Below are 14,129 nucleotides of genomic sequence, written 5' to 3'. Positions count from 1 at the left end.
GACGAGGTTTCACCCGAAAAAGGAATCAGGCTTCTCATGGGCGAACTGGCCAAAGAAATCCTCCCGGTCAATATCGAAGACGAGCTGAAACAGTCCTACCTCGACTACGCGATGAGCGTAATTGTCGGTCGGGCACTGCCTGATGCGCGCGATGGCTTGAAGCCCGTGCATCGGCGTGTGCTGTTCGCGATGAGCGAGCTGGGTAACGACTGGAACAAGCCGTACAAGAAATCTGCCCGTGTTGTCGGTGACGTGATCGGTAAGTATCACCCTCACGGCGACACTGCGGTGTACGACACCATCGTTCGGATGGCCCAGCCGTTTTCCCTGCGCTACCTGCTGGTAGACGGCCAGGGCAACTTCGGTTCGGTCGACGGCGACAACGCCGCGGCCATGCGATACACCGAAGTGCGCATGACCAAGCTGGCGCACGAGCTGCTGGCCGACCTGCATAAAGAAACCGTGGATTGGGTGCCGAACTACGACGGCACCGAAATGATCCCGGCGGTCATGCCCACCAAGATCCCCAACCTGCTGGTCAACGGTTCCAGCGGTATCGCCGTGGGCATGGCGACCAACATCCCGCCGCACAACCTCGGTGAAGTCATCGACGGTTGCCTGGCCCTCATCGACAACCCAGAGCTGACCGTCGATGAGCTGATGCAATACATCCCGGGTCCGGACTTCCCGACCGCCGCGATCATCAACGGTCGTGCCGGCATCATCGAAGCCTACCGCACCGGTCGCGGCCGCATTTACATGCGCGCCCGCTCGATCATCGAAGACATCGACAAGGTCGGTGGCCGCCAGCAGATCGTCATCACCGAACTCCCATACCAGCTGAACAAGGCGCGTCTGATCGAGAAGATCGCCGAGCTGGTTAAAGAGAAGAAGCTCGAAGGCATTACCGAACTGCGCGACGAGTCCGACAAGGACGGTATGCGCGTCGTGATCGAGCTGCGTCGTGGCGAAGTGCCTGAGGTGATCCTCAACAACCTCTACGCCCAGACCCAGCTGCAAAGCGTGTTTGGTATCAACGTGGTTGCACTGATCGACGGCCGCCCGCGCATCCTGAACCTCAAGGATCTGCTGGAAGCCTTCGTCCGTCACCGCCGTGAAGTGGTTACCCGTCGTACCGTGTTCGAGCTGCGCAAGGCTCGCGAACGCGGCCACATCCTGGAAGGCCAGGCGGTTGCGCTGTCGAACATCGACCCGGTTATCGCACTGATCAAGGCTTCGCCAACCCCATCGGAAGCCAAGGAAGCGCTGATCAGCACGCCTTGGGAATCCAGTGCGGTGGTGGCCATGGTTGAGCGTGCCGGCGCCGACTCTTGCCGTCCGGAGACCCTGGACCCGCAATACGGCCTGCGCGAAGGCAAGTACTTCCTTTCGCCGGAACAGGCCCAGGCTATCCTGGAACTGCGCCTGCACCGCCTGACCGGCCTGGAGCACGAGAAGCTGCTGGCCGAGTACCAGGAGATCCTCAACCAGATCGGCGAGTTGATCCGCATCCTCAGCAGCGCCGTGCGCCTGATGGAAGTGATCCGCGAAGAACTGGAAGTGATCCGCGCCGAATACGGCGATGTGCGCCGCACCGAGATCCTCGATGCACGCCTCGACCTGACCCTGGGTGACATGATCCCGGAAGAAGAGCGTGTGGTGACCATCTCCCACGGCGGTTACGCCAAGACCCAGCCTTTGGCTGCGTACCAGGCCCAGCGTCGTGGCGGTAAAGGTAAATCGGCTACTGGCGTGAAGGATGAGGACTACATCGCTCACCTGCTGGTCGCCAACAGCCACACCACGCTCCTGCTGTTCTCCAGCAAGGGCAAGGTGTACTGGCTGAAAACCTACGAAATCCCGGAAGCTTCCCGTGCCGCCCGTGGTCGTCCGCTGGTCAACCTGCTGCCGCTGGACAGTGATGAGTACATCACCACTATGCTGCCGGTCGAGGAATACACTGAAGGTCACTTCATCTTCATGGCTACCGCCAAAGGCACCGTGAAGAAGACCCCGCTGGAATCCTTCAGCCGTCAACGCAGCGTGGGCCTGATCGCCCTGGAACTGGACGAAGGCGACGTACTGATCTCCGCCGCCATCACCGATGGCGAGCGTGAAGTCATGCTGTTCTCTGACGGCGGCAAGGTGACACGCTTCAAGGAGTCCGACGTTCGTGCCATGGGCCGTACCGCTCGCGGTGTGCGTGGTATGCGCCTGCCGGAAGGGCAGAAGCTGATTTCGATGTTGATCCCGGAAGAAGGCAGCCAGATCCTCACCGCTTCCGAGCGTGGTTATGGCAAGCGCACCGCCATCAGCGAGTTCCCGGAGTACAAGCGTGGCGGCCAGGGCGTGATCGCCATGGTCAGCAACGACCGCAACGGCCGTCTGGTTGGCGCGGTCCAGGTGCTTGATGGCGAGGAAATCATGCTGATTTCCGACCAGGGCACCCTGGTGCGTACCCGTGTGGCTGAGGTGTCGAGCCTGGGTCGTAACACCCAGGGCGTGACCTTGATCAAGCTGGCCAAGGACGAAAAACTGGTCGGCCTGGAGCGTGTCCAGGAGCCGTCGGAAGTCGAAGGCGAAGAAGTGGAAGGTGAGGAGTTTGAAGGCGAGGTGATCGCAGCAGGCGATGACAACGTCGACGAGCCAACACTCGACGCTGCCGCAGACGAAGAAGAACCGCAGGAATAAGCGGACACACAGGGGGCGGATGAAGATTCGCCCCCTTGTTGTTTGTCCCTTCTGAAATAACATGTCCTTTGGCTGGACGCGGTCAATGTGGGAGCTGGCTTGCCTGCGATGGCAGCGCCGCGGTATCACTGCGCTACCGAGGCGCCCTTATCGCAGGCAAGCCAGCTCCCACAAGGGTTCGCTCCAGAGAAAGGTTGTTGCCGAACATGATTGCAGCCCCACCAGATCAGAGTGAGATTGGATGTGAGCAAGAGAGCCTATAACTTCTGTGCCGGTCCCGCGGCGCTTCCTGAAGCAGTCCTGCAGCGCGCGCAGGGTGAACTCCTCGACTGGCATGGAAAAGGCCTCTCCGTGATGGAAATGAGCCATCGCAGCGATGAGTTCGTGTCCATCGCCACCAAGGCCGAGCAGGATCTGCGCGACTTGCTGGACATCCCATCCAACTACAAAGTGTTGTTCCTGCAAGGTGGCGCGAGCCAGCAGTTCGCCCAGATTCCACTGAACCTGCTGCCGGAAGATGGCACCGCCGACTATATCGACACCGGTATCTGGGGGCAGAAGGCTATTGAAGAGGCTTCCCGCTACGGTCACGTCAACGTGGCAGGCACTGCCAAGCCTTACGATTACTTCGCCATTCCGGGTCAGAACGAGTGGAAGCTGTCGAAGGACGCGACCTACGTGCACTACGTCGCGAACGAGACCATCGGTGGCCTGGAATTCGACTGGGTGCCGGAAGTCGGTGACGTGCCGCTGGTGTGCGATATGTCTTCGGACATCCTTTCGCGCCCGATCGATGTGTCCAAGTACGGCATGATCTACGCAGGTGCGCAGAAGAACATCGGCCCGAGCGGCATCCTGGTGAACATTATCCGTGAAGACTTGCTGGGTCGCGCCCGTTCGTTGTGCCCGACCATGCTCAACTACAAGGTCGCGGCAGACAACGGCTCGATGTACAACACCCCGCCGGCTTTTGCCTGGTACCTCTCCGGCCTGGTGTTCGAATGGCTGAAAGAGCAGGGCGGTGTTGCCGCTATGGGCAAGCTTAATGAAGTGAAGAAGCGCACCCTGTACGACTTCATCGACGCCAGTGGCCTGTACAGCAACCCGATCAACCTGACCGACCGCTCGTGGATGAACGTGCCGTTCCGCCTGGCTGATGACCGTCTGGACAAGCCATTCCTGGCCGGTGCCGACGAGCGTGGCTTACTGAACCTCAAGGGCCATCGCTCGGTGGGTGGCATGCGCGCCTCTATCTACAACGCCGTCGACATCCATGCGATCAACGCGCTGGTTGCCTACATGGCAGAGTTCGAAAAGGAACACGGCTAATGTCTGAGCAAGAACTCAAGGCCCTGCGCGTACGCATTGACAGCCTGGACGAGAAAGTCCTGGAACTGATCAGTGAGCGTGCGCGGTGTGCCCAGGAAGTAGCACGGGTGAAGATGGCGTCCCTCGCGGAAGGCGAAGTGCCGGTGTTCTACCGGCCCGAGCGTGAAGCCCAGGTGCTCAAGCGCGTGATGGAGCGCAACAAAGGTCCGCTGGGCAACGAAGAGATGGCGCGGTTGTTCCGCGAAATCATGTCGTCGTGCCTGGCCTTGGAGCAGCCACTGAAAGTGGCGTATCTCGGTCCTGAAGGCACCTTCACCCAGGCGGCGGCGATGAAGCACTTCGGTCACGCGGTGATCAGCAAGCCGATGGCGGCGATCGATGAAGTGTTCCGTGAAGTGGCGGCCGGTGCGGTGAACTTTGGCGTGGTGCCGGTGGAGAACTCCACCGAAGGTGCTGTGAACCACACGCTGGACAGCTTCCTTGAGCACGACATGGTGATCTGTGGTGAAGTCGAGCTGCGTATCCACCATCACCTGCTGGTGGGCGAGAACACCAAGACCGACAGCATCAGTCGTATCTACTCCCACGCCCAGTCCTTGGCCCAGTGCCGCAAGTGGCTGGACGCGCATTACCCGAATGTCGAGCGCGTGGCGGTCTCTAGCAACGCCGAAGCCGCCAAGCGGGTCAAGGGTGAGTGGAACTCGGCGGCCATTGCCGGTGATATGGCTGCGGGCCTGTACGGCCTGACCCGCCTGGCCGAGAAAATCGAGGACCGCCCGGACAACTCCACGCGCTTCCTCATGATCGGCAGCCAGGAAGTGCCGCCGACTGGCGACGACAAGACTTCGATCATCGTCTCCATGAGCAACAAGCCCGGTGCGCTGCATGAGTTGCTGGTGCCGTTCCACGATAACGGGATTGACCTGACGCGCATCGAGACTCGTCCTTCGCGCAGCGGTAAATGGACTTATGTGTTCTTTATCGACTTCATCGGCCACCATCGCGACCCGCTGGTCAAGGGTGTGCTGGAGAAAATCAGTCAGGAAGCCGTTGCACTCAAGGTGCTGGGCTCTTACCCGAAAGCGGTTTTGTGAGGCTTTAACATGAGTGGCAACTTCCTCGCCCTGGCGCAGCCGGGCGTGCAACAACTGTCGCCTTACGTTCCGGGCAAGCCTGTGGACGAGCTGGCGCGTGAGTTGAATCTGGACCCTTCCCGCATCGTCAAGCTGGCGAGTAACGAGAACCCGCTGGGCCCTAGTCCGAAAGTGCTGGCGGCGATTCGCGAAGAGCTGGCTGAGCTGACACGTTATCCCGATGGCAACGGCTTTGCCCTCAAGTCCCTGTTGGCGGAAAAGTGCCGGGTGGAACTGAGCCAGGTCACTCTGGGCAACGGCTCCAATGACATTCTTGAGCTGGTTGGTCGTGCCTATCTGGCGCCAGGCCTGAACGCGGTGTTCAGTGAGCACGCATTCGCGGTCTATCCGATCGTGACCCAGGCTGTGGGTGCCGATGCGAAAGTGATTCCAGCCAAAGACTGGGGCCATGATTTGCCGGCGATGCTGGCGGCCATCGACGCGCAAACCCGCGTGGTGTTTATCGCCAACCCGAACAACCCGACCGGCACCTGGTTCGACGCTCAGGCGCTGGACGATTTCCTGCAGGATGTGCCTGAACACGTGTTGGTGGTGCTGGACGAGGCCTATATCGAATACGCCGAAGGCAGTGACCTGCCGGACGGCCTGGACTTCCTGGCGGCTTACTCGAACCTGCTGGTGTCGCGCACGTTCTCCAAGGCATACGGCCTGGCGTCGTTGCGGGTGGGTTATGGTCTGTCCACGGCGGTTGTCGCGGACGTGCTGAACCGTGTGCGTCAGCCGTTCAACGTCAACAGCCTGGCCCTGGCGGCGGCCTGTGCGGCGGTGAAGGATGTCGAGTACCTGGAAGAAGGTCGTCGCATCAACGAGCGCGGCATGCTGCAGTTGCAGGAAGGTTTCCGTGAGTTGGGCCTGGGGTGGATTCCATCCAAGGGCAACTTCATTTGCGTCGATCTCGGCCAAGTGGCTGCGCCAGTGTTTCAGGGCTTGCTGCGCGAAGGTGTGATCGTGCGTCCGGTGGCCAACTACGGCATGCCGAACCACCTGCGTATCACCATCGGTTTGCCGGCTGAAAACAGCCGCTTCCTGGAGGCATTGGCCAAGGTTCTGGCCCGTGGTTGATGTCACTGCATTGCAACCTGCTGTGCCTATGATCGGTCGCCTGGTGGTGGTCGGCCTGGGGTTGATCGGCGGCTCCTTCGCCAAAGGCCTGCGTGAAAGCGGGTTGTGTGGCGAAGTGGTCGGTGTGGACCTGGACCCGCAATCGCGCAAGCTGGCGGTTGAGTTGGGTGTGGTGGATCGCTGTGAGGCTGACCTGGCGCTCGCGTGCCAGGGCGCGGATGTGATCCAGCTTGCCGTGCCGATCCTGGCGATGGAGAAGCTGCTGGCTCTGCTCGCCGGAATGGACCTGGGGCAAGCGATCCTGACGGATGTCGGCAGTGCCAAGGGCAATGTGGTGCGCGCGGCACAACTGGCGTTTGGTGGCATGCCGGCGCGGTTTGTTCCGGGCCACCCGATTGCCGGTTCCGAGCAGAGCGGGGTGGAGGCGTCCAACGCGCAGTTATTCCGCCGCCATAAGGTGATTCTGACACCGCTTGAACAAACCGATCCGGCAGCCCTGGCTGTGGTCGATCGGCTTTGGCGCGAGCTGGGGGCGGATGTCGAGCATATGCAGGTCGAGCGCCACGATGAAGTGTTGGCGGCAACCAGTCATTTGCCCCACCTGCTGGCCTTTGGTCTGGTGGACTCCTTGGCCAAGCGTAACGAGAACCTCGATATTTTTCGCTACGCCGCGGGTGGTTTTCGTGATTTTACGCGTATAGCTGGCAGCGATCCGGTGATGTGGCACGACATCTTCCTGGCCAATCGCGAAGCTGTATTGCGCACCTTGGACACTTTCCGCAGTGATCTCGACGCCTTGCGCGACGCGGTCGATGCCGGGGATGGCCATCAATTATTGGGTGTATTCACCCGTGCGCGGGTGGCGCGTGAGCATTTCAGCAAGATCCTGGCTCGCCGGGCTTATATGGAAACCGCTGTGAACGCTGATGAATTGACCTTCCTCGCCAACCCGGGCGGCCGCTTGAGCGGAAGTATCAGGGTGCCGGGTGACAAGTCGATCTCCCATCGGTCGATTATGCTGGGTTCATTGGCGGAGGGGGTGACCGAGGTCGAAGGTTTCCTGGAGGGCGAAGATGCCCTGGCGACCTTGCAAGCATTTCGCGACATGGGCGTGGTGATTGAAGGACCGCACCATGGGCGCGTGACCATTCACGGTGTGGGCTTGCAGGGCTTGAAGCCGGCGCCGGGGCCGATTTATCTGGGTAACTCCGGTACGTCCATGCGCCTGCTGTCCGGGTTGTTGGCGGCGCAGAGCTTTGACAGCATGTTGACTGGCGATGCGTCGTTGTCCAAGCGTCCGATGAGCCGCGTGGCCAAGCCGCTGCGGGAAATGGGCGCGGTCATCGAGACCGGGCCCGAAGGGCGTCCGCCGCTGACCATTCGGGGTGGTCAGGTGCTGAAGGGGCTGACTTACGCGCTGCCAATGGCCAGTGCGCAGGTTAAATCCTGCCTGCTGTTGGCGGGGCTGTACGCTGAGGGTAAGACTTCTGTCACTGAGCCCGCGCCGACCCGCGACCATACCGAGCGCATGTTGCGTGGCTTTGGTTATCCGGTGGCGGTGGAAGGGGCGACGGCGTCAGTAGAGTCTGGCCATGCGCTGACCGCTACCCATATTGAAGTGCCCGGGGATATTTCCTCCTCGGCGTTTTTCCTGGTGGCTGCTTCGATTGCCGAGGGCTCCGAGCTGTTGCTGGAGCATGTCGGCGTCAATCCGACGCGTACCGGGGTGATCGATATCCTGCGGCTGATGGGGGCGGATATCGCATTGGAAAACCCGCGCGAAGTCGGCGGCGAACCCGTGGCTGACCTGCGCGTGCGTGCAGCAGAGTTGAAGGGGATTGAAATCCCTGAAGCACTGGTGCCGCTGGCGATCGACGAATTCCCGGTGCTGTTTGTAGCGGCGGCCTGCGCCGAAGGGCGCACCGTGCTGCGAGGTGCTGAAGAGTTACGCCTCAAGGAGTCTGATCGCATCCAGGTGATGGCCGACGGTCTGCTGGCGCTGGGGGTTAAGTGTGAACCGACTCCTGATGGGATTATCATTGACGGTGGTCTGATCGGTGGTGGTGAAGTCCATGCCCATGGCGATCATCGGATTGCCATGGCGTTCAGCGTAGCCTCCCTGCGGGCGGTGGCGCCGATTCGTATCCGTGACTGCGCCAATGTTGCTACGTCTTTTCCGAACTTTCTTACACTGTGTGCCCAAGTCGGCATCCGTGTTGCCCAAGAGGCTCAATTGTGAATATCAAAGCACCGGTGATTACCATCGACGGGCCAAGTGGCTCGGGCAAAGGCACGATCGCCGGCATTCTGGCCAAGCGCCTGGGTTGGTGCCTGCTGGATTCCGGCGCGTTGTATCGCCTGCTGGCGTTTGCTGCGCGCAACCATGGCGTCGACCTGACCAACGAAGAATCCCTGAAGCTGTTGGCGGCGCACCTTGATGTGCAGTTCGTCGGGGCGACGGAAGGTCACCCCCAGCGCATCATCCTGGAAGGGGATGACGTGACTGATGATCTTCGTAACGAGCAAGTCGGCTCCTGGGCCTCCCAGGTAGCTGCGTTGCCGGCCGTGCGTGATGCATTGCTGCAGCGTCAGCGGGCGTTTCAAGAGCCGCCGGGCCTGGTGGCCGATGGCCGAGACATGGGAACGGTCGTATTTCCTGAAGCGCCGCTGAAGATCTTCCTGACCGCCAGCGCCGAGGAGCGAGCTCGTCGCCGCTACTTGCAGTTGAAGGGCAAAGTCGATGGTGTTAGTCTGTCGAGTCTGCTAGATGAGATCCGTGCACGCGATGAGCGTGATACCCAGCGCGCAGTAGCCCCGCTCAAGCCGGCGGCTGATGCCATACAGCTGGATTCCACGGAGTTGTCCATCGAGCAGGTGCTGGAACGCATCTTGAGTGAAATCGCCATTCGCGATATCGCCGGGTGATCAAGAAGGCCGCAGGGGACCAGTCATAGTCCTGCGGTGGCTTCTTTTAACTGAAACTGACCCACACCGTCTGGGGTGTGGAGATGGGCGTATTCTTCGCCCTTATCAACAGGAATTAAAATGAGCGAAAGCTTTGCGGAACTCTTTGAAGAAAGCCTAAAAACCCTGAACCTTCAGGCAGGCTCCATCATCACCGGTGTTATCGTTGATATCGATTACCAAGCTCGCTGGGTAACCGTTCACGCTGGTCTGAAGTCTGAAGCTCTGATCCCGCTGGAACAGTTCTACAACGATGCTGGTGACCTGACTATCAATGTCGGTGACGAAGTTCACGTTGCTCTGGACTCGGTTGAAGACGGTTTCGGTGAAACCAAGCTGTCCCGTGAAAAAGCCAAGCGCGCTGAATGCTGGATTGTTCTCGAAGCAGCCTTCGCAGCTGAAGAAGTGGTCAAGGGCGTTATCAACGGTAAGGTTAAAGGCGGCTTCACTGTCGACGTTAACGGCATCCGTGCGTTCCTGCCAGGTTCTTTGGTCGACGTTCGTCCAGTGCGCGACACCACGCACCTGGAAGGCAAGGAACTCGAATTCAAGGTCATCAAGCTCGACCAGAAGCGCAACAACGTTGTCGTTTCCCGTCGCAGCGTCCTGGAAGCAGAGAACTCCGCCGAGCGTGAAGCTCTGCTGGAATCCCTGCAGGAAGGCCAACAAGTCAAAGGTATCGTCAAAAACCTCACCGACTACGGCGCATTCGTCGACCTGGGTGGCGTGGATGGCCTGCTGCACATTACCGACATGGCTTGGAAGCGTATCAAGCATCCATCCGAAATCGTCAATGTTGGCGACGAGATCGATGTCAAGGTTCTGAAATACGATCGCGAGCGCAACCGTGTTTCCCTGGGCCTGAAGCAACTGGGTGAAGATCCATGGGTTGCTATCAAAGCCCGTTACCCAGAAAGCACTCGCGTAACCGCGCGTGTTACCAACCTGACCGACTACGGCTGCTTCGCTGAGCTGGAAGAAGGCGTGGAAGGCCTGGTACACGTTTCCGAAATGGACTGGACCAACAAGAACATCCACCCTTCGAAAGTCGTACAAGTCGGCGACGAAGTGGAAGTTATGGTTCTGGACATCGACGAAGAGCGTCGTCGTATCTCCCTGGGCATCAAGCAGTGCAAATCTAACCCATGGGAAGATTTCTCTGGCCAGTTCAACAAGGGCGATAAAATCTCCGGCACCATCAAGTCGATCACCGATTTCGGTATCTTCATTGGTCTGGACGGCGGCATCGACGGCCTGGTTCACCTGTCCGACATCTCCTGGAACGAAGTTGGCGAAGAAGCTGTTCGTCGTTTCAAGAAGGGCGACGAGCTGGACACCGTTATCCTGTCGGTTGACCCAGAGCGCGAGCGCATCTCCCTGGGTATCAAGCAACTGGAAAGCGATCCGTTCTCCGAGTACGTTCAAGAGAACGACAAGGGCGCAATCGTTAAAGGCACTGTGAAAGAAGTTGACGCCAAAGGCGCCATCATCGTTCTGGCCGACGATATCGAAGCGACTCTGAAAGCCTCCGAAATCAGCCGTGACCGCGTTGAAGACGCGCGTAACGTTCTGAAAGAAGGCCAGGAAGTAGAAGCCAAGATCATCAGCGTTGATCGCAAGAGCCGCGTAATCCAACTCTCCATCAAGTCGAAAGACGAAGTTGAAGAGAAAGAAGCTATCCAGAGCCTGAAATCGGCTCCAGAAGCTGCACAAGGCGAGACCACCATGGCCTCCCTGCTGCGCGAAGCAATGGCTAAACAGAACTAAGTTCTGTAAGGCTGTAAAAAGGGCGACTTCGGTCGCCCTTTTTTGTGTTTGAAATTCGTTGAATCAACAACCGAGAAGCAAGGTCTATAGCTAAGGGTCAGAACTGACTATAGTTTCAGGAGGGCGACTTCCGTGTTGTTGTTCAGTAAGGATTTAAATGAAGAGGCTAGCCGTAGTATGTGCAGTGGTGTTACTCGCTGGGTGCGCTGCGACCAGTGCCAAGACCCATGCCAAGCGTGGTGTGAGTGGTATTGAGATCGATTGCTCGGGGCTCGGTTCGGGCTGGGACAAGTGTGAAAAGCGCGCTTCGCGAGAGTGTAAGCTGCAAGGCTATAAGGTTGTGACTCGGTCCAGTGATGCCAAAGATGAAGAGGGTGACTACCTGTTTGGCTGGAATCCCGCTGGTGCCGTAACGCGTACGATGCTGGTCATCTGTAATTGACGCGGTAAGGCGTATTTACAGAGAGGGTGGTATGTCCTGTCGATAAGTTGTCGCGTGGGCTGTTCAAATTCATCAAGTCATGCTAAAACCTTCGAAGCGCTTTTCCTAGCTGCTTGAAAAAGAAGGGAAAAATATGACGAAGTCGGAGTTGATCGAACGAATTGTCACCCATCAAGGGCTGCTTTCATCCAAGGATGTGGAGCTGGCTATCAAGACTATGCTTGAGCAAATGTCCCAGTGTCTGGCTACCGGAGATCGCATCGAGATTCGTGGCTTTGGTAGTTTTTCACTCCATTACCGCGCGCCGCGCGTAGGCCGCAACCCAAAGACTGGCCAATCCGTCAGTCTCGACGGCAAATTCGTACCTCACTTCAAGCCGGGCAAGGAGTTGCGCGATCGGGTGAACGAAGAAGAGGAAGAGGGCGTCTGAGTGTTTTTGGGGGGAGAAGACTATGCGTGGGGTTAAGCGCTTTTTAGCGGTGTTAATGTTGGTAGTTGTGGTACTGATGATTTTTGGCTTTGTGCTGGAAAATCAGCAAGCGATTTCCCTGTCGTTCTTGGGCTTCAGTACCGCACAGATGCCAGTGGCTGTATATATTGTGCTCGCTTTGATTGGTGGGATGATGATAGGGCCCTTGCTAGGCGTTCGGGTATGGCGTAAGTATCGTTCGCCTGCGAAGGGTGAGTTATAGACAGTGGTTGCCCGCTTCGATCTCGATTCTCTGACTGTTCATTGCACACCTTTCTTCCAGGTAGTTCCGAGTCGGACAGTGATACTGTGCTCTGACAATTGGTCTAACTGCTTATGCTCTGGAGCATGGGCTTGATTTTTTCAGCCAGCATCTGTCGGAAAAATTTGGAAAATCCCCACAATCGGCGTTTATTGCTATGTAGGATCGATACTACAGTCCTGTCAAGCCTTGTAATATGTCGGAGGGCTGGCAAAATGAAGCCTGTTCTCGAAAACGGGCATTTTGTGCGCCCCAGGCTCGGCAGCGACGCTGAGTTTTGACGGTCATCCAATTAAAATAAAAATACACAATCTTGTCTGCATAACGAGCCCGCAGTTTCTCATTGAAGGCAGGTTTTTGTTGTGAGTAGTAGCTTCCGCATTCCCCCCGCACCGCCGCACGGCGAAATTGATATTGCCGCCGTTTTCAAGGCGGTTTGGCAGCAAAAAACACTTGTTCTTCTTGTAGCTGCCGGGGTAACCCTGATTGCGGCAGCTTATGCTTTTACTGCGACTCCTGAGTATCAAGTAAGTAGCGTGTTGCGCCCTGCTGCTATTAACGAGCTCGACGCACTGAATCGTTCAGAAGTTTATCGGCTACCTCCGGGGGATGCACTCATCAAGGTGGGGGCTTCCCTAGAGTCCTATGAGACCCGTTTGAACTTTTTTAGGGCGAATCAAGCCTTGTTCAAGCCGTTCGAGCGACCAGGCAGAACGCTTGAGCAAAGCTTTGATGCTTTTAATCGTGATTCCTTGAAGTTAGTACTTCCTGACCCCAAAAAATCTGACTCTCTGAGCGCATATATTGGCCTTGGGCTCAATTATCCTAAAGGTATCGACGGTGTCAGTGTCCTCAATAAATTTGTCGATTACGCGATTGACGCCGAGCGTCAGCAGATCGCTGCTGATCTGAAGGTCATTGTTAAAAATCGCCTGACCGAGCTGGAAGGCAAGATTGAAGCTGCTCGCTCTAGCTATAAGACGGATAAGGATGCGCGAATAGCGACGCTCCAAGAGGCTGATAATCTCAAGCGCGCTCAGTTGCAGGATGAGTTGAAAGCGCTGCGCCAGCAAATCAAGACTGCGCGTCAAGATCGGATTGCTCTATTAGGTGAGGCGATCACGATTGCCAAGTCTCTGGGTATCGAAAAGCCGACGACACCCTCTGCGTTGGGAGAGAAGACTGCTCGTGCAGGTGAGAACAGCGTAATGCGGACAGAGATTAATAATCAGCAAGTCCCTCTCTATTTTATGGGAGTTGAAGCGCTGACAGCCGAGCGCACCGCATTACTGCAGCGCAAGTCTGATGATTTTACTGAAGGTCGAATCGCTCAAATTGCTCGTGAGCTTCAGTTGTTGCAGAGCAACCGCGAAATTGAGGTGCTCAAGCAGCGTCAAAATGAAGACCTTTTTCTTTCGGGGGTTGAGCCTCTACGCGCTGAAGTCGTGCGCCTGCAAAATTTAGGCAACCTCGACATCAGTAATATGAAGTTGGTAACCATTGACCGCAAAGCTCTGGAACCGCTTTCGCCCATCAATCCGAAGAAAATACTGATACTGATCCTTGGGGGAGTAGTTGGCGTGATTCTGGGTGTCTTGGCTGCTCTGGTCAGGCACTTCATGATCAGCGGTCGACACATAACACAAGATGTCACGCCTTTGCTCTCAACTGCTATGGGTAAGCCATCAAAGGAGCGTACAGCGCTTCAACCCGGCGATAGCTGAAACAGGCAGCGAGCCTCTGTGATGTAAGCGCCTTGATTCGTTGTTTGTTTCGTGGGGCGGGTTGCGGGGGCGTTTCCTGGCATTTCTATCTCAGCCCAGCCTAAAAGTGGTGTTCGCCAATGTGCGGCAGCGGCGGGGCGTATTAATTCCAGCCTCTAGGGCAAGGGGATTTTTTCCAGCGTTGCCTCTTTCGGATTTCAATTTGTATGAAGGCCCCCAAGCCCTGATTTTGGCCAAGCTCTAATGACCAGTGCTTGGGAGTTGA

11 protein-coding genes are annotated in these 14,129 nt (G+C 57.5%); all 11 read left to right on the top strand.

The genetic code is table 11. From position 1 onward, the window contains the following. Nucleotides 1-36: 36 nt before the first annotated feature. A complete protein-coding gene (gene gyrA / locus AC07V4_RS11415) occupies nt 37-2,691 on the top strand; it encodes a DNA gyrase subunit A (RefSeq protein WP_431750504.1) in 2,655 nt (884 codons plus the stop codon). A gap of 243 nt (nt 2,692-2,934) precedes the next feature. After that, entirely contained in the window at nt 2,935-4,020 is a 1,086-nt protein-coding gene (gene serC / locus AC07V4_RS11410) for a 3-phosphoserine/phosphohydroxythreonine transaminase (protein WP_492636247.1), read from the top strand. Then, nucleotides 4,020-5,114, top strand: a complete 1,095-nt coding sequence (gene pheA / locus AC07V4_RS11405) for a prephenate dehydratase (RefSeq protein WP_003172650.1) — start codon at nt 4,020-4,022, stop codon at nt 5,112-5,114. Before serC ends, pheA begins: the two co-directional genes overlap by 1 nt. 9 nt (nt 5,115-5,123) lie before the next feature. Then, nucleotides 5,124-6,236 (top strand): histidinol-phosphate transaminase, encoded by a 1,113-nt coding sequence (gene hisC, locus AC07V4_RS11400; RefSeq protein ID WP_492636248.1) that lies wholly within the window; start codon nt 5,124-5,126, stop codon nt 6,234-6,236. 28 nt (nt 6,237-6,264) lie between these two features. After that, on the top strand, nt 6,265-8,475 hold the full coding sequence (locus AC07V4_RS11395; RefSeq protein ID WP_492636404.1) for a bifunctional prephenate dehydrogenase/3-phosphoshikimate 1-carboxyvinyltransferase: 2,211 nt from the start codon (nt 6,265-6,267) through the stop codon (nt 8,473-8,475). Beyond that, nucleotides 8,472-9,161, top strand: a complete 690-nt coding sequence (gene cmk / locus AC07V4_RS11390) for a (d)CMP kinase (protein ID WP_003172653.1) — start codon at nt 8,472-8,474, stop codon at nt 9,159-9,161. Before AC07V4_RS11395 ends, cmk begins: the two co-directional genes overlap by 4 nt. A 120-nt stretch (nt 9,162-9,281) precedes the next feature. Then, nucleotides 9,282-10,967 carry a 30S ribosomal protein S1 gene (gene rpsA / locus AC07V4_RS11385; RefSeq protein WP_016975322.1) on the top strand — a complete coding sequence of 562 codons (1,686 nt, stop codon included), beginning with the start codon at nt 9,282-9,284 and terminating at the stop codon, nt 10,965-10,967. 157 nt (nt 10,968-11,124) lie between these two features. Next, nucleotides 11,125-11,409 (top strand): hypothetical protein, encoded by a 285-nt coding sequence (locus AC07V4_RS11380; RefSeq protein WP_492636249.1) that lies wholly within the window; start codon nt 11,125-11,127, stop codon nt 11,407-11,409. A gap of 133 nt (nt 11,410-11,542) precedes the next feature. Continuing rightward, a complete protein-coding gene (gene ihfB, locus AC07V4_RS11375; protein WP_003189779.1) occupies nt 11,543-11,839 on the top strand; it encodes an integration host factor subunit beta in 297 nt (98 codons plus the stop codon). A gap of 22 nt (nt 11,840-11,861) precedes the next feature. Next, nucleotides 11,862-12,101, top strand: coding sequence for a lipopolysaccharide assembly protein LapA domain-containing protein (locus AC07V4_RS11370; RefSeq protein WP_492636250.1), 240 nt, complete (start codon nt 11,862-11,864; stop codon nt 12,099-12,101). A 401-nt stretch (nt 12,102-12,502) separates the two neighbouring features. Next, nucleotides 12,503-13,864 carry a Wzz/FepE/Etk N-terminal domain-containing protein gene (locus tag AC07V4_RS11365; protein WP_492636251.1) on the top strand — a complete coding sequence of 454 codons (1,362 nt, stop codon included), beginning with the start codon at nt 12,503-12,505 and terminating at the stop codon, nt 13,862-13,864. The last annotated feature ends 265 nt before the right edge of the window (nt 13,865-14,129 follow it).

Source organism: Pseudomonas sp. GW821-FHT03A09 (assembly GCF_059421065.1).
This window is presented reverse-complemented; position numbering and strand designations above follow the sequence as displayed.